The sequence below is a fragment of the Stenotrophomonas sp. YJH_SMC_127 genome (assembly GCF_059372445.1).
This window is the reverse complement of the sequence record NZ_JCAFVO010000002.1, coordinates 207718-223559: the sequence shown is the minus strand read 5'-3', so window position 1 is coordinate 223559 and position 15842 is coordinate 207718. Positions and strand designations below refer to the sequence as shown.

The window sequence follows — 15842 nt, the reverse complement described above, 5'->3', positions numbered from 1 at the left end:
TCAACCGTGAAGCCATGGCGATTTCTTTGTGACAAGGCGTCATGAGCTCAGTACACATGACAGGCGCCCGCCTCCTGCCCGTGTCTCTCCTGTAGAGCCGAGCCCGCGCCCGGCTGCCGGCAATCCCGTTTGCCGCGTGAGCCGAGCATGGGCTCGGCTCTACAGAGATTCTTCCTGCGACACCCGGTCGCAGGCCATCGAGCGACGCGCTTGACCAATGTCAAACCGCCCGCCGCCGCGCGGGCGTATTTCTATGCAGGACCCGAACACGCCGGCACTGCCGGCATCCACAAGGACCCTGCGATGAGCTACACCCCCGAAAACGCCCAGCTGCTGAACGCCATGCAGAACGTCATGGTGATCTCCACCACCGACCTGCAGGGCAACATCACCTACGCCAATGACCTGTTCTGCACGCTCACCGGCTTCGCCCGCGAGGAACTGATCGGCCAGCCGCACAGCATCGTGCGCCACCCGGACGTGCCCAAGGCCGTCTACAAGGACATGTGGGACACCATCAAGGCCGGCAAGACCTGGACCGGCATCGTGCCCAACCTTGGCAAAGGCGGCGTGCTCTACGTGGTCGACACCACCGTGCAGCCGCTGTTCGACGCCGACGGCAACATCACCTCGTACATCAGCATCCGCCGCGTGGTGAACGACCTGATGCAGAACTACGACCTGGTCGAGTTCAGCAAGGAAAAGTTCGACGACTTCTACGAGGCCGCGTGAACGCTCTCCCGACCAGTACACCCTTCAGCCGCCTGCTGGTGGGTTTTGCGTCCGAGTCGGGCAACGCCCGCGCCCTGGCCCAGCGCCTGGGCGCGGGCCTGCAGCTGCACGGGCCGCAGGTACTCCCGTTCAACGACATCGACGTGGCCAGTCTCGGCCAAGGCGATGTGCTGCTGGCAATCTCCAGCTCGTTCGGCGATGGCGAACCGCCGGCCAATGGCGAGCAGTTCTTCGAAACACTGCGCCAGACCCCGACGCTGCGCGGCCTGCGCTATGCGGTGTTCGGCCTTGGTGACACCGGCTACCCCAGCTTCTGCGGCTTCACCAAGGCGCTGGATGCTGCATTGAGCGAGCGCCAGGCCCGGCCGCTGCTGCATCGGGTGGACGCCGACCTGGGCTACGAGCAGTTCTTCCAGCAATGGCAGCCGGTGCTGGGCCAGGTGCTGGAGGGTGACCTCAGCGCTGGCCAGCACCTGCACCTGCAGGTCACCGCCTATGGCGAAGACAATGCCTTTGCCGCGCGCATCCTCGAACGCCGCCGCTTGAACAGCAGCGACCCGGCCGCGTGGCACCTGCAACTGGACATTGCCGGCAGTGGCATGGCCTATCGCGCGGGCGACACCCTGCACGTAGTACCCGAGAACGACCCTGCCCTGCTGCAGGCATTGGCCACCTGGTACGGCGACACCACCGCCGTGGCCGCCCTGCATGACCGCGAGCTGCGCCTGCTGAGCAAGGGCGTGCTGCGCGAACTGGCCCGGCTGGGCGGTAGTGAGGCACTGAAGGGCCTGCTGAAGGTCAGTCAGAAGCGCGAGCTGGACGCCTACCTGCACGGCCTGGACCTGCTGGACGTGCTGCAGGACCACGCCACGCCGGACAGCGTGCCGCTTGCCCGGCTGCGCGAACTGCTGTCACCGCGGCTGCCGCGCGCCTATTCGATCGCCTCGCACCCGTGCGACGACCAGCTGAGCCTGTGCCTGCGCGAAGTGCGCTACACCCTGCGCGGCCGCGAACGCTTCGGCACTGCCACCGGCAGCCTCCTGCATGGAGGCGGCCATGCCCGTGTGTACTGCCGCTCCAACCCCGGCTTCCACCTGCCCGATACCGGCGAGGCACCGCTGCTGCTGGTCGGTACCGGTACCGGCATCGCACCCTTGATGGGCCTGCTGCAGGAACTGCAGGCCAACGCCTGCGAACGCGAAGTGCACCTGGTGTTTGGCGAGAAGCACCGCCAGCACGACTACCTGTACCGTGACCAGCTGCTGGACTGGCGTACGCGTGGCGTGCTGGCCGGCCTGCATACCGCGTTCTCGCGCGATGGCGCCGAGAAGATCTATGTGCAGCATGTGCTGCAGCAGCGCGGCGATGAAGTGCGCGATGTGCTGGCCCGCGGTGGGCATCTGTACCTGTGCGGCAACAAGCGCCACCTGGAAAGCGCGGTGCGCGAGGCCATCGATGCCATCGGCGGCGAAGGGCACTGGGACACGCTGCGCAATGAAGGCCGCACGCACTGTGAGCTGTACTGATCCATGACCACCGGACCGCACGGACCTTGAACCGGTAGAGCCGGCCGCTGGCCGGCTGCTCAGGATTCCGTGGTTGCCGGCCAGCGGCCGGCACTACCATCAGATGTGCCCAACCATCGCCGGCGCGTCCATCACGGGTCAATTGTCGACAATGCGGCCGTCCACCACGCGCGCCACCTGCTGGCCGAACATGGCCACATCCTGCGGGTCATGGCTGATCAACAGCAGCGGAATGCCGGTCCTGTCCAGCACGGTCTCCAGCTCCTGGCGCAGATGATGGCGAAGATCATGGTCCAGCGCGGAAAACGGTTCATCCAGCAGCAGCGCCTGCGGCTGTGTCACCAGCGCGCGCGCCAGCGCGGTACGCTGGCGCTGTCCGCCGGAAATCTGTGATGGCAGCAGATCGCCCACCGTGTCGATGCGGAAGGCGTGCAACCACTGTTCCACCGCGTCGAAGCGCTGGCCGATCCGCGGATTCAGCCATCCCTTCTGCAGCCCGAACGCCACGTTCTGGCGCACGCTCAGGTGCGGGAACAACGCGTAATCCTGGAACACGTAGCCCAGCCGGCGGCGCTGCGGCGGCAGATCCACAGCGGTGGCCGCGTCGAACAGGGTCTGCCCCTGCAGGCGCACATGGCCCTGGCCCGGCCGCAGCAGCCCGGCCACCGCCTTCAGGGTCAGGCTCTTGCCGGCGCCGGAGGGTCCGAACAGCACCACCTGCCGCTGCGTGCACTGCAGCGATACGTCCAACACGAAATCCTGGCCGGCCGCCTGCAGGCGACGCTGCACCTGCAGGTCAAGCCACATCACGCAGCTCCCGGCGACGTCCGCCCACCAACCGCGCAGCCAGCAACAGGATCACGATGCAGACCACCGAGGTCAGGATCACCAGCGCATTGGCCTTGCCATCCTGGCCGGCCTGCACCGCCTCGTAGATGGCGATCGACAGCGTCTGCGTGCGTCCCGGAATGCTGCCGGCCACCATCAACGTCGCGCCGAATTCACCCATCGCGCGTGCAAACGCCAGCAACAGGCCGGCAAGAATGCCGCGCCAGGCCAGCGGCAGCGTGACGCGGAAGAACACCGCCGCTTCGGACACACCCAGCGTCCGCGCGGCCTGCTCCAGCTGTCCGTCCACTTCCTCGAACGCCGCGCGTGCCGGCTTGAACACCAGCGGCAGCGAAGCCACCGCCGCCGCGATCACCGCGGCCTGCCAGGTAAACACCAGGTTGATGCCGAACCACGACTGCAGCCACGCGCCGATCAGGCCGTTGCGACCGATCAGCACCAGCAGGTAGTACCCCAGCACCGTTGGTGGCAGCACCATCGGCAGGGTCAACAGCGAATCCAGCAGCTCACGGCCGGGAAAGCGCCGACGCGCCAGCAGCGCGCCCAGCGCCACGCCCAGCACCAGGTTGGCCGCGGTGGCCCAGCCGGCCACCTTCAGCGACAACCCCAATGCACTCCAGTCCAGATCCATGCGTCAGGGCTTGCCGAATCCGTGCCGGGCCAGGATCGCCTGGCCCTGCGCCGAACGCACAAAGGCGACAAACCGCTTGGCCTCTGCCGGCTGCGCGCTGGCCCTGGTCACCGCCAGCGGATAGGCGATGCGCCCAGACACCGGTACCACGAAGGCACGGCGTACCCGGTCCGGCATGGCCTGCGCGTCAGTGGCATAGACGAAGCCGGCATCCACTTCACCGCGCGCCACGTAATCCAGCGACTGGCGCACGTTCTGCGTGGTGATGATCCGGCCCCGCACCGACGGCCACAGGCCGGCCGCTTCCAGCGCGCCCTTGGCATAGCGGCCGACCGGCACGCTGTCCGGGTTGCCCAGTGCGATGCGTTGCACGCCGGCACCGGCCAGGTCCTTCAAGCTGCGCGGCGCGGCCCTGGCCTGCGGCGGCGCCACCACCCACAGCGCGTTCACCGCGAACACCGCGCGGCTGCCGGCCGCCAGCAGGTCCTGCTGCTGGGCCTGGTCCATGGTGGCTTCATCGGCCGACGCGAACACATCCACCGGCGCGCCGCGGCTGATCTGCTGCAGCAGTACGCCAGAGGCGGCGAAGTTGAAATCGACCTTGGTTCCCGGGTGCGTCTTCTCATAGGCCGCACCCAGTTCGCGGAAGCTCTCGGTCAGGCTCGACGCCGCCGACACCGTCAGGTCGGCCGCCCAGGCCGGTACCGTGGCCAGCAGGCCCAGCCACAACAATGCCGCTCGCTTCATGCCCAGCCCCCTGCCTGATCAGTCCAGTCCGGCGTCCCGGGCTACGGCCAGTTCCGCCAGCCGGTCCGGGTCCAGCAACAGCATCTCACGTTGGTTCACCGCAATCACACCGTCGTCGCTCAAGCGGCGCAGTACCCGGCTCACCGTCTCCGGCGCCATCCGCAGGTAGTTGGCGATCTCGGTGCGGGCCATGCTCAGGTTGAAACGGGTGGCGGAGAATCCGCGCCGGGCATAGCGCTCGGAAAGATCCAGCAGGAACGCCGCCATGCGCTCCTCGGTGCGATGGTTGGCGGCCAGCGTGGCGACCTTGCCGATCTCGGCGCTGAGCAGGCTGAACAGCCGCGCCTGCAACCCCGGCATGCGCGTGGCCAGCAGGCTCAATCGCGGAAACGAGATCCGGCACAGGTAGACGGTGTCCAGGGCCACGGCGTTGCAAGGGAAGCGCGCGCCGTGGATGGCATTGAGCCCGATCACCTCGCCCGGCAGGCTGAAACCCAGCACCTGCTCGTTGCCCTGGCTGTCATCGACGAACGTCTTGACCATGCCGGCACGCACCGCGGCGATCGAGTCGAACGGATCGCCGGCACGGAACAGGTAGTCGCCGACCTGGAACGGGCCGACGTGGTCGACCAGCACATGCAGCTCGCCCAGCGCGGTCTTGTCGTAGCCCTGCGACATGCAGGCGTCGGAGAACGCACAGGTGCTGCAGAAGTGCAGCGCGTCTCCGTCATCGGCTGCTGCCGGATTGGGCGTGGCCGGCCGGGACGCAGAGGGAGCGGAGGGGTTCACAGGCATTGCAGCGGGGCAGGAACGAAGGCCCTCATCATACGACAGCGCACCGCCCGGCCCTGCGCAACGTGCACCTACTCTGGCGCGGGTTCGGAACGCCGCTGCGGGCCACGCTGCCGCATGCTGTCGCGCACGTCCACGTCGAACTGCAGCTGCAGCATGCTGTCGTCATCCAACGCGATACCGAAGCCCAGCCCATCCCGGCAGGGCAGCCTGCCCGCCAGCGACTCAACGGCCTGGCGAGGCAGTACCAACCGGCAGAATGTCCCGCCATCGAGCAGCACCGCCTGATCGCCGGCATGCAGCGACAGCGCCACGCCCCAGCCACCGCTGCCACCAAAGCGCGTCAGGTTCTCCGCTGATTCGCCGGCCAGCAATCCTGCCAGTTCTTCTTCATCCACGCGCAGGCGCATCGATTGCTGTTGCAGCTGGACCTTCATGCTGTGATGGACTCCCATTCCGACGGGGTGTTGCAGTTGAGCAGCAACGCCTGATCCTCCGGCGCCAGTGGCATCCGTGTCACGCCCAGGCGTTCCTGCAGGGCGCGCAGTGAACGGCGCGCCGTCGGATCATCGATCAAGGCCTGCAGCACGCGGCGGCAATGATCATCGATCTGCAACCGCATCGGCAACGGTTCATCGTCGAATACCGTGCAGGCACGCCCTTGATCGGCCTGCAGCCGCTGCAACAGCGCGGGTGTCACCCGCGGCGTATCGACCGGCACCACCCAGGCGGGGCCGCCTGGCATCTGCATCGCCACACTGTAGAGGCCGCCCAGCGGGCCGCAGCGTGCGACCCGGTCCGGGATGCCACCAAAAGCTGGGTAGTCGCCGCTCACCCATACCCTCCCGGCGCCGGCCTGCAGCAGCAGGCCGCGCATGTGTTCCAGCAGCGTGCGGCCGTGCCAGGGCAGCAGCGCCTTGTCGCGGCCCATCCGGCTGGACAGGCCGCCGGCCAGCACGATGCCATCAATGGGGATGTTCGTGATCGTGTGCATGGTCATGGCCGGGTTCGCTGTCGGCATGGCACAGGCTGCAACCTTCGCTCCACTGGCTGTCGCCGTCCTCGTAATGCTCCTGCTTCCAGATCGGGCACTGGTGCTTGACCACCTCGATCAAATGCCGGCAGGCCCGGAACGCTTCGTCACGGTGCGGGCTGCCGGCGGCCACCACCACCGCCACATCGCCGATGCCGAGCCGGCCCTTGGCATGCGCTACATACAGTTTCAGCTTCGGACCGAACGTGGCTTCGACCTCGGCGGCCAGCCGCTTGAATTCGTTCAGCACCAGCGGTTCGAACAGATCGTAGGTGATCCCGGTCACCCGCCGGCCCACGTTGACGTCGCGCACCTTCCCGATGAACACGTCGATGCCGCCGAAGCCCGTATCGGAAACCGCCGCGATGCCCTCGGCCGGATCGATTGCCGCCTGCGCGCGGTCCACGACCTTGGCGATGATCGTCTCGCTCATCGCTCAGCCCCCGCTCACCGGCGGCAGGATCGCCACCCGGCCATCGTCGGGCAGCGCCTCGTGGTCGCGCAGCACGCGTTGCTGATCGGCGAATGCCGAGTAGTCCAGCAGGCCCGCGCGGAAACCCGGCCAACGCAGCGGCAGCAGCTCTCGCAGCGCCTGGCGCAGATCGGCCACGGTGCCACCGGCTACATCCACTGCGATCTCGCGGCTGGCATCCAGATCGGAAAACGCTCCGAACAACTGCAGATTCACCTGTCTCATCACGGCTCCTGGCTCACCAGCTGCACCGGGTCCTGATGACCCCAGCCCTGCACCCGCACCGGCGTGCCGGCAGCGGCCACGCCGCTCTCGCCTTCCAGCACCACCCAGGCGTTGGCCTGCAGCATGGACATCAAACGGAACGACTCCTGCCCGGCCAGCACGCGCGCACTCAGGCGCCCCTGCGCGTCCACTTCCACCCGCGCCCGCGCATGGAAGCGCAGGCCGGGCGGCGTGCGCACGTCGGCCTGCAGGGGCAACCTCAGCACCGGCTCGGGTGCCAGCCCCAGCAGGCGGCGCAGCACCGGCTCGACGAAGAAGCGCTGGCCCACCGCAGCCGACACCGGGTTGCCCGGCAGGCCGAAATACAGCGTGCCATTGGGCAGCACCGCGAACAGCAACGGCTTGCCGGGGCGGATCGCCACCTTGTGGAACACGATGCGCGCACCCCGGCCGCGCAGCGCGTCGGGAATGAAATCGTAGCGGCCGGCCGACACCGCGCCGGTGCTGATCAACAGCTGCGCACCCGCGTCCAGCGCCTGATCCAGTACGGCATTGAAGGCGGCCACCTCATCGCCCACCGTGCCCTGCCAGGCCACCTCGGCACCGGCGGCCTGCAGGCGGCCGACCAGGTATGGCCGGTTGCTGTCACGGATCTGCCCGGATTCCAGCGCCTGCGCCGCCTCGGTCACCAGCTCCTTGCCGGTGGCGATCACCGCTGCCTTTGGCCGCGCCACCACCGCCACCTCGCCCACGCCGATGGCATGCAGCAGGGTGCGCGCGTTGATGTCCAGCACCTGCCCGGCCTGCAGCACGCGCTCGCCGTCGCTTACATCCTCGCCGCGCAGGCGCACGTTCTGGCCCGGCTTCACCAATGCCTTCAGGGCAATGCGGGTCGGGCGGCCATCCTCGCTGGCGAGGATCTCCACGTTCTCGACCGGTACCACCGTATCCAGCCCGGCCGGCATGCGCGCACCGGTCATGATTTCCCAGGCACCCTCGCCGCCTTCGGCGCCAGCATCGCCGGCCGCCTGCCAACCCTGCACGGCAAATTCGGTACCGGCCTCGAACGTCGCGCCGTTGGCGCGCAGCGCGAAGCCGTCCATCGCCGAATTGTCGAACGGCGGCAGCGACTGCCCACTGAGGATGTCGCTGGCCAGGGTACGGCCGCTGGCCTCATGCAGCGGCAGATGCTCGGCCGGCAGCGGCGTGGCCGCGTCCAGCAGGTGCTGCAGGGCTTCGCTGTAGGGGATCATGCGTGGCCATCCCCCTCGACCATCGCCAGGGCGTGGCCCAGTACCGGCGCCAGGATGTCCAGGCACTGCGCCGCCGCCTTCGGGCTGCCCGGCAATGCAAACACCAGCATATTGCCCAGCTGCACCACCTCGGCGCGGCTCAGCCAGGCCATCGGCGTGTGCTGTGCGCTCAGTGCCCGCACCATCTGCGCCAGGCCATGCACCGGCCGCGCATTCAACGAACGCAGCGCCTCCGGGGTCAGGTCACGCGGGCCCAGCCCGGTACCCCCGGTACACAGGCACAGGCGCACGCCCTCGGCAGCCAACGCCTGCAGGCGGCCCGCCAACGGCTCGATGCCATCGGGCAGCACTTCGGCGGCCACCACCTCGCCCCCCAGCTTCTTCAGCCCGGTCACCAGGGTCGGGCCGGAGACATCTTCATAGGTGCCTTCGCTGGCGCGATCGCTCAGCGTGATCACCGCGCAGGCCGCGCCTTCCAGGCCCTTCGGCGCACGCGGCTTGAACCGCTCACGCTCGGCCTCGTCCATGCCGTCCGGGTGCAGCCAGACACCGCGCTTGCCGCCCTCCTTGAACAGCAGGCGGATGCCTTCGATGCTAAGTGCCGGCTCCACCGGCTTGCTCAGGTCGTACAGGGTCAGCAGCGCCGCGTTGACGCCGGCCAGTGCCTCCATCTCCACGCCGGTGCGCGCCTCGCTGGCGCACTCGCACCACACGCGGATCGCCTGCCGTTCCGGTACCGGCGCGCAGAACACCTGCACCAGTTCCAGCGGCAGCGGGTGGCACAGCGGCATCAGCATCGAGGCCATCTTGGCGCCCTGCAGGCCGGCAATCTCGGCCATCACCAGCGCATCGCCCTTGGGCAGGCGGCGCTCGACAATCAGCGGATAGGCCAGTGGACCGGCATTCAGCTCGCCCACCGCCACCGCACGGCGGCGGCTGATGCGCTTGTTGCGCACATCGGCCATGTGGAAGGCCGCGTTCAATTCCCCACTCATCGTGTTGCTCATCCTCCGATGGAGGCCAGGTGCGGGGTCAGCCCGGTCTGGCCCTGGTGCAGTCCATGCCCGGCCGCTTTCAGGCCAAGCTGGGTGGTGATGCGTGCCAGCAGCGCGTCGTGGTCCTCATCGCGCTGCAGCAGCGGGCGCAGCGGTACGCCGAACTCGCCGAACAGGCACAGCCGCAGGTCGCCCTTGGCGGTCACCCGCAGGCGGTTGCAGCCCTTGCAGAAGTCACGCGAATACGGGGCGATGATGCCGATGCTGCCGCGATGGTCGGGGTGGCCGAACTCGCGCGCCGGGCCGGCGTCGGCCGCGCGCGGACGCTCGTGCCAGCCCGCGGCCAGCAGCTGCTCGATCACCACGTCGGCGCGCAGGTGGTGGCGCTGGAAATAGGCTTCGTTGTCGCCGGTGCGCATCAGCTCGATGAAGCGCACGCTGAAGGGGCGGTCACGCAGGTAGTCCATCCACTGCGGCAGATCGTCGTCGTTCAGGCCCCGCAGCAGTACCGCGTTGAGCTTGATCGCCGGCAGGCCCAACGCCTGCGCCAGCGCCAGGCCCTGCTGGATCTCCGGCAGGCGGTCGTGCCCGGTGATGGTGTGGAAACGCTCGCGTTGCAGGCTGTCCATGCTCACGTTCAGCGCGGTCAGGCCGGCCCGGTGCCAGCCCGGCAGGCGCCGCGGCAGCAGCGTGCCATTGGTGGTGATGGCCACCTTGCGGATGCCCGGCACCGCCGCCACGGTGGCGATGATCTCGTCCAGATCCTTGCGCAGGCTGGGCTCGCCGCCGGTCAGGCGGATCTTGCTCATGCCCAACGCCGCGAAGGCCCGCACCAGGCGGCCGATCTCCTCCACCTGCAGGAAACGCGGGTGGCCATCGGCCTGGTACCCGTCGGGCAGGCAGTAGCTGCACCGGAAGTTGCAGGCTTCGGTGAGCGACAAGCGCAGGTACGGAAAGCTGCGTCCGAAGCTGTCGGTGAGTTGGCTCATGGCTGTTCCGCCTCCTGGTACCACCCTGCAGCCCTGCCCCTGAACGGGTTGTCGACCCCAGCCCGCAGAGTGCGCTGGGGCGTTGAAAGCGTCAACCCGGGAGGCACGCAGCCTGAATTGGTACCGCCTGTCGCGATAGGCCCTCCGCGCCCGTCCCGTTCGCCGTGACAACCTCGACACCTGTCGCAGATTGCACGCTGCGGGCGGATCACTACGCCAGCCAGCACTGGCGGGGCTTAACAGCGTAGGACAATGTCAAAAGCGTCTCCAATCGAGTGATGTTTGCAACTCTTCTGATTGGCATTGCACAGCGCCAGGGGCTCAGATGGCGTGCCACCGCAAAAGGGTGGCCGGGCTTCGAATCCCGTGTTGGCCTTGAGTAAGTGCGCTTGCCAGCCGGCGTCACCATGCGTGGCGCCGGCTGGCAATCCGTCTGCCGGCTATGGCGGGCGGTGCGTTGGGGGCGTTCGCGCCCGCCGGCTTGAGGCCAACCCGGATTCGAACCACGTACCGCCCGCCACCTTTCGGGTGGCGGCTACCGATTGCCCTGCACGGAGCCTTGCCATGAACGAATCGGACCTCCCGCATCTGCACGCCTACCGCAGCACCGCCGGCGACGACGGTTCGCCTCCGGCTGCGCCAACAGTGGACAGGAACACCTTCATTGCCAATCTCCACCGCATCGGCTCCGGTGCGGCAGCCGACGGACAACCCTGGCCGGAGCGGCATCAACTACCCGGCCGCTGCCTGGCCCTCGCCGATGCCGATTGCGCGTTGAACGGGTTGCGGGTGGTGCTGGAAATGCTGCTGGCGGCCGAACGCACCCGGCAGAACGGCGAACCCGGGCAGTACGTGGGCGACCGCGTGATGGAGGGGGTGGTCATGGCCTGCCAGTCGTTGTGCGCCCAGGCGGTAGGGCGGTTGCAGCCCGAAGGGTGAATGCCATGTGCAACGGACTTCAGCGAGGATCGCCTCCCGCCCGACACGCCGTCGGCGCAGCCCCCTTGTTCGGGGGAACCGCGTGTACATTCCAGCGATCTGCCAAAGCGCGTTCGACGCGGAAAGAGAATGACCATGCCTCGGCGGGCATCTTCCCTTCAGAGAAGCCAATAGCTATCTCGAAGCGATCCAATCCGAGGTTCCCCGCCTCCAGTCCCGAGCCATCTTCCCGCTTCACTCCGATGTAGACGACAGGGCGTTTCACGTCCACCTTTGCCCTGGCAAGCTGGCGATCCAATTCAGCGCTGCCATCGAAGAACTGCATTCCTTCGTCCTTGGCGATAGAGCTGAGGGTCTGCTTGAACCGATTCACGCCCTCTTGGTCATGCACGCAGAACTGGATCATCTTGAAGGGCCGCTTTCCTACAGCCCATGCGCCGCCAGAGAATCCAAGTCCGACTCCAATCAGAAGTAGTGCTGTCAGGATCCTCACCATCATCAAGGTCCCAATTTGCAGAGTGTGGCGGCCAACGTCGCCGCAGGGCCAAAAATCATGACCCCAAGGATATCTCCGCTCGGTCTTCTCAGGCGCCTTCCCCCGGATGGGGGAGACCTTGTCGGGGGTGAGGAATCTGGGCACGGAATGTCCTTCAGAGCACTGCACCCGCCATCGGCAGATCCTCGATCCGCCATGTCCTGGCGTAGATCAGAATGACGCTACCGGTCGAGGTGGTCTCGATACGAAAACACTTCAGGCCGGACAGCGGATAGCCGACCGCCTTCCAACGATCAAGAAGATCAGCGAGTCCCGGCGCGTCATCGTCAACTCTGGCGAACTCAATTCCCTCGTCACCCAGTACGCCGAAGTTCATGAGCGCAGAGCACCCGTACGCTTCCGGGAAGCAAACGATTGACTCCCGACCGTCCGGCCAGCGCACGTGGACCTTTACCTCATCGCATACGCCTGGATTCCTTCTATCGATGTTGATAGCCAGCAACGTGGCATCACACCATTCGAGCGCGTTGAAATCCTTCATCTACTGGAATCCCCCAAACCCATACAACAAAACGACCGAATCACCGCCGTCATCATTGCTGCGGCGTGTACGGGGAATTTCTTCAGCCTCGCAACGCCCTACTTCACGCAAGACGCCTTCAACGCGTGCCTAGCCTGTGCTGATCCGACATTGGCCGACACCAGCTGATCGACGAGTTGACAAGGGATTCTCTGTTCCGCGTGCATAGGGACGACAAACAGATCCCCATTGTCCCTCATTGTGTCCAACGCAACCCAAACCCTCGCTTGCGCGTCTATAGAGAACCCGGCGAGCAGATGCCCGCCCCCTTCTTCATAGATCAGGTCGCCAACCGGCTGGCGTCTGTACTCCAGCTCTGCTCTCTGCAAAGCGGCATAAACCGGCTTCTCGCCCAGCTCACCTCGATGGAGTTTGCGAAATGAAAACAGCGCCGCACCCGTGAGAAGGATGAAGAGCAACACGCAAATGAATCTCATGGACTAGATTCCCCATCAGAGCTCTGGGATGCGCGAGGACGATCGCCGGTCACCGCTCCTGAAGCTCCCCAAGATTGAGATCCCGGGCATAGGACCGCCGACTACTGATCTGCACCGGCTTGGATGCGAACCTCCGGCCATCCCTGCATTCGACGGCGAATTGGTAGCTTCTGGGTTTCGGCCCTGCAACGACCATCATGGGGACCGAGAATGTGCTTCCAACCGGTTTCGACGAGACTACACCTTCGTCCTCCCCGAGCATACTCAGCTCACAATCTAGAGCGCGAACGTCACCCTGACCTGGCGGCACGCTTCCCGAGACGCGCACGACCATATCGCCACCCGATGTTGCACAGCCCGCCAGAACCAGACCGGTAATGACAGCGGCGGCATACCTCACCTTCGGCATCCCCGAATTCTCAGTACGCACTGCGACGTCTACGCCGATGGCCATTCAGGGACGCATCAATCTCATCGATAGATACCCGCCATGATACGAATGTAGTCGTCGAGCGAATCCACCCGCCGATCGACTGCAATACCACGTTTTTTTGCGAGCGATTGAAGCTCGAATATCAACACCCCATACCCCGAGTCCCAACCATGATCTTCACCAGGCGACAGTTCCTTCGAAAATCGATCTTCAGGACGGAGCTTCCCGGAGGGCAAACGAAGCTCGTCTGCAACATGCTCCAGCAGCTCCACTACGGTTTCCTGATCCAGGCCACTCTCCGCATAGTATCGGTCATAGAAGCCAGTTGGCGACAGCGCCTCTCTTTCTCTCAGTTTGTCTTTCATTTCCCTTCGCCTCTATCCACCGCCTGCGCTGCAGCCACAATAGACCATGGAGCCGATATCCCATAGGTCCTCCCGCACAGTCGTCACCGCGGCCCAGCAATCTTCCTGCCGAACGCCTGGGTGCTTGAAGCTTGCCGGACCATCCGATCTTCTTACACGGCCCTCCCATTCGTGAACACGGACAAGTGGCAAGGTCGATTTGACACATACCCACACGACGCTCGGCCGGAAAGTGCCGAATCAGGCACCGGGAAGGAGATCGCCACGTGCCACTCACGCATTTCGCTTACTAGGTGAGACCGCCCAGCCACCTATAACTTTATTCCGCTGTAAACAAGGCCCAGCTCTTCATCGCGCATGACCCAGCGGCCAGCATTTCCCTCCGGACACAGATAGAACTTGCCGCCATAGCTTGACGCTCGCGACCACGCGTTGCGGGCAAACGGAGGAAATCTCCGCATGACTCGCGCGTCGGACATCTCCGGCCTGCTCACCAGCCTACATTCTTCGGGCAAAGCAAGAACCCCGCTGGTCAGGCGGAAAACCAGCCACGATTCATTTGTGTCCATGTCGTGCGACTCGCGTATGTTGACTGCGTCCTCAGGCAACCATGAAGGCAACCATTTCGATTCACCGATTGCTTGTCTTGAGACGGCTTGATTGCGGTCTGCATACTCGGTGCTGGCAACTTCCATGCAACCAGAAAGTGCGATTGACAGCATCACGACTGGGAGCAGCTTGGGAGCGTACATTTGAGGCGTCCAAATCATCAGTAGGGGAAGTTTCCACCGGGACGATAGCTCCCGCACATCTGCGAGCAACTCCCCGTACGACTCATTTGTCCGGATGATCGTCCGAGGCGATTTGCCAACTGATCCGCAGCGGAGTCAGCGGCAGAGTCGCCCTTGATGTTTTGATCGAGCCACTCGCGCGAGTCACCTGCTGGCCGGGAAAGCGCAGGCCGAGTTCAAACACCACTCCATCGTCATGCGGATCAGCACTCGGGATCCAGTCACCGAACACCTCGCTCTTGTTGCTCCACTCCCAAGCCCAGACATCGGACGACCGATCGATCACCACGCGAGGCTCACCCGGATGACGCTGAGTGAGCGCAATTCCCCACTTGGCAGGCCTATTGCACAGGGGCGCTGGTCCGATGCGTGGGCATCAGGGGCAGCGCCGACATCAAGGGCGGTCCGTACTGACGGAGACAGAGCCGTCTTCCCTCAGCCAGAGGTTCACATAGGTATCTGGGGGAGGTATCCGATTGATCGACGCCCCTGCAGGAAGGATCTCCCAACTGGTGATCGAGCCGCAAACTGTTTTATGGATCAACCTGCGACTGTCCCCCCCCGTCTGACCAGTTCGGCAACAACCACTTCTGGAGGCTGGCGATCAAAGTCTTTGTAGACAGTGCAAGTCTTTCCCGTCTGACCCATGGGTACGTTGAACTCTCCACCTCATCCCGGCACCCCAGCTGGCCCAGAACGAGCGAGAGGATGGCTAGTATCCGAATGCATCGCATTGCCTGTCGCTCCTTTCCTTTACTGCCCTGCTGTAAGCCTTGTCTACTGCGGCGCCTCCGAGTCCGCCGTCGCGCAGCCGAGTTGCACAGATCATCTGCTCTTGATATGCACGGCATTCAAGCTCATTTGCCAGCTGCCGATGCTCGATCCCACCATATTCCCAGTTCTTTGGGAATGGACTTGCACCTTTGGGCCTACCCACGCAGGCATTAGGAACCCTCTTTTCCAGTAACGCCTTATGGTTTCGCTCATGCATAACGGTGCATATCTTGTCGCAGCCCGAATTGCAGACACTGACCAGGAACCCTCCATTGCCATCACAAGTCACCATTCCCAGTTGTCCGCCACACGTACTTGTGTCGAACACAGGCTCAAGCCCAAGTGGGTCAACCGCGCGAAGCGGAGAGGCACTCGAGTACCCGTAGGCGGAGATGCCGCCGGACAGGCCTATGGGATCCGCTTGCGTATAGCGTCCGGTCGCAGCGTCGTATTCCCGCTGGTAGTTCCCGCCGAGGTGGTCAGCGCGGCCATTACCGGTGGCGCCGCAGGCATAGGATCAATTCAGCGCGGTCGAAATCCAAGGCTCTGCGGCGATTATTCATGGCGTCCCCAGGAACGCTCGCCTTAAGTAAACCGACGCCCCGCAAAATGCGACCGCCCCCACAAGCCAGCTTCCAAGTAATAGCGACGGCCAAAGGTCTGCTACCAACGCCGTTGCTCCGAATCTCTCAAGGCTCTGTAGAAGCAAGCGCCCCCCCCCATCAATTGCCAGATTGGAAGAAGTGACAGCCACGACCCCGAGTACAAGACCAGCGATCACCC

At 65.1% G+C, this 15842-nt stretch carries 19 protein-coding genes and 2 pseudogenes; 3 read left to right on the top strand and 18 right to left on the bottom strand.

Going from position 1 to position 15842, the window contains the following annotated elements; genetic code table 11:
* Positions 1-303: 303 nt before the first annotated feature.
* Both AC5QAB_RS06355 and AC5QAB_RS06350 read left to right on the top strand, forming a co-directional pair.
* The gene (locus AC5QAB_RS06355; RefSeq protein ID WP_164110450.1) at positions 304-732 is read left to right on the top strand and encodes a PAS domain-containing protein; all 429 of its coding nucleotides are present in this window, start codon (positions 304-306) and stop codon (positions 730-732) included.
* Positions 729-2258 carry a flavodoxin domain-containing protein gene (locus tag AC5QAB_RS06350; protein ID WP_197561939.1) on the top strand — a complete coding sequence of 510 codons (1530 nt, stop codon included), beginning with the start codon at positions 729-731 and terminating at the stop codon, positions 2256-2258. Before AC5QAB_RS06355 ends, AC5QAB_RS06350 begins: the two co-directional genes overlap by 4 nt.
* A gap of 138 nt (positions 2259-2396) precedes the next feature.
* Here the strand turns inward: AC5QAB_RS06350 and AC5QAB_RS06345 are convergent, their stop codons facing one another.
* From AC5QAB_RS06345 to moaA, 11 genes are all read right to left on the bottom strand, one after another.
* Positions 2397-3065: a sulfate/molybdate ABC transporter ATP-binding protein gene (locus AC5QAB_RS06345; RefSeq protein ID WP_197561410.1), complete on the bottom strand. Its 669-nt coding sequence runs from the start codon at positions 3063-3065 to the stop codon at positions 2397-2399.
* The gene (modB, locus tag AC5QAB_RS06340; RefSeq protein WP_197561411.1) at positions 3055-3738 is read right to left on the bottom strand and encodes a molybdate ABC transporter permease subunit; all 684 of its coding nucleotides are present in this window, start codon (positions 3736-3738) and stop codon (positions 3055-3057) included. Before modB ends, AC5QAB_RS06345 begins: the two co-directional genes overlap by 11 nt.
* Positions 3739-3741: 3 nt before the next feature.
* A complete protein-coding gene (gene modA, locus AC5QAB_RS06335; protein ID WP_197561412.1) occupies positions 3742-4485 on the bottom strand; it encodes a molybdate ABC transporter substrate-binding protein in 744 nt (247 codons plus the stop codon).
* An 18-nt stretch (positions 4486-4503) separates the two neighbouring features.
* Positions 4504-5280: a helix-turn-helix domain-containing protein gene (locus tag AC5QAB_RS06330; protein ID WP_049404274.1), complete on the bottom strand. Its 777-nt coding sequence runs from the start codon at positions 5278-5280 to the stop codon at positions 4504-4506.
* A 68-nt stretch (positions 5281-5348) separates the two neighbouring features.
* Positions 5349-5714 carry a hypothetical protein gene (locus AC5QAB_RS06325; RefSeq protein WP_197561413.1) on the bottom strand — a complete coding sequence of 122 codons (366 nt, stop codon included), beginning with the start codon at positions 5712-5714 and terminating at the stop codon, positions 5349-5351.
* Positions 5711-6277 carry an NTP transferase domain-containing protein gene (gene mobA / locus AC5QAB_RS06320; protein WP_197561414.1) on the bottom strand — a complete coding sequence of 189 codons (567 nt, stop codon included), beginning with the start codon at positions 6275-6277 and terminating at the stop codon, positions 5711-5713. Before mobA ends, AC5QAB_RS06325 begins: the two co-directional genes overlap by 4 nt.
* Positions 6243-6743, bottom strand: a complete 501-nt coding sequence (locus AC5QAB_RS06315) for a molybdenum cofactor biosynthesis protein MoaE (protein WP_197561415.1) — start codon at positions 6741-6743, stop codon at positions 6243-6245. The genes mobA and AC5QAB_RS06315 overlap by 35 nt, the downstream gene beginning before the upstream one ends.
* 3 nt (positions 6744-6746) lie before the next feature.
* A complete protein-coding gene (locus AC5QAB_RS06310) occupies positions 6747-7007 on the bottom strand; it encodes a MoaD/ThiS family protein (protein WP_005409914.1) in 261 nt (86 codons plus the stop codon).
* Positions 7007-8260, bottom strand: a complete 1254-nt coding sequence (locus AC5QAB_RS06305) for a molybdopterin-binding protein (protein ID WP_197561416.1) — start codon at positions 8258-8260, stop codon at positions 7007-7009. The genes AC5QAB_RS06310 and AC5QAB_RS06305 overlap by 1 nt, the downstream gene beginning before the upstream one ends.
* Positions 8257-9255: a bifunctional molybdenum cofactor biosynthesis protein MoaC/MoaB gene (gene moaCB, locus AC5QAB_RS06300; RefSeq protein WP_049404259.1), complete on the bottom strand. Its 999-nt coding sequence runs from the start codon at positions 9253-9255 to the stop codon at positions 8257-8259. The genes AC5QAB_RS06305 and moaCB overlap by 4 nt, the downstream gene beginning before the upstream one ends.
* Before the next feature lie 8 nt (positions 9256-9263).
* Positions 9264-10244 carry a GTP 3',8-cyclase MoaA gene (moaA, locus tag AC5QAB_RS06295; protein ID WP_197561417.1) on the bottom strand — a complete coding sequence of 327 codons (981 nt, stop codon included), beginning with the start codon at positions 10242-10244 and terminating at the stop codon, positions 9264-9266.
* Positions 10245-10808: 564 nt separating this feature from the next.
* On the opposite strand from moaA, the gene AC5QAB_RS06290 reads away from it, so the two are divergent.
* A complete protein-coding gene (locus tag AC5QAB_RS06290; protein WP_197561418.1) occupies positions 10809-11183 on the top strand; it encodes a hypothetical protein in 375 nt (124 codons plus the stop codon).
* A 19-nt stretch (positions 11184-11202) separates the two neighbouring features.
* Here the strand turns inward: AC5QAB_RS06290 and AC5QAB_RS06285 are convergent, their stop codons facing one another.
* The 7 genes and pseudogenes from AC5QAB_RS06285 to AC5QAB_RS06255 form a co-directional block, all read right to left on the bottom strand.
* Positions 11203-11589: a hypothetical protein gene (locus tag AC5QAB_RS06285; RefSeq protein WP_074725434.1), complete on the bottom strand. Its 387-nt coding sequence runs from the start codon at positions 11587-11589 to the stop codon at positions 11203-11205.
* Between the two features lie 244 nt (positions 11590-11833).
* Complete coding sequence (locus tag AC5QAB_RS06280; RefSeq protein WP_197561419.1) at positions 11834-12220, bottom strand: hypothetical protein; 387 nt, start codon at positions 12218-12220, stop codon at positions 11834-11836.
* A gap of 98 nt (positions 12221-12318) precedes the next feature.
* Entirely contained in the window at positions 12319-12681 is a 363-nt protein-coding gene (locus AC5QAB_RS06275) for a hypothetical protein (RefSeq protein ID WP_100450188.1), read from the bottom strand.
* A 486-nt stretch (positions 12682-13167) separates the two neighbouring features.
* The gene (locus AC5QAB_RS06270; RefSeq protein ID WP_197561420.1) at positions 13168-13494 is read right to left on the bottom strand and encodes a hypothetical protein; all 327 of its coding nucleotides are present in this window, start codon (positions 13492-13494) and stop codon (positions 13168-13170) included.
* Positions 13495-13805: 311 nt separating this feature from the next.
* A complete protein-coding gene (locus AC5QAB_RS06265) occupies positions 13806-14246 on the bottom strand; it encodes a YbbD-related protein (RefSeq protein WP_141098601.1) in 441 nt (146 codons plus the stop codon).
* A gap of 169 nt (positions 14247-14415) precedes the next feature.
* Positions 14416-14592: pseudogene (locus AC5QAB_RS06260) on the bottom strand (RHS repeat domain-containing protein); the annotation flags it as partial.
* A gap of 405 nt (positions 14593-14997) precedes the next feature.
* A pseudogene (locus AC5QAB_RS06255) lies at positions 14998-15525 on the bottom strand (RHS repeat-associated core domain-containing protein); the annotation flags it as partial.
* Positions 15526-15842 lie beyond the last annotated feature (317 nt).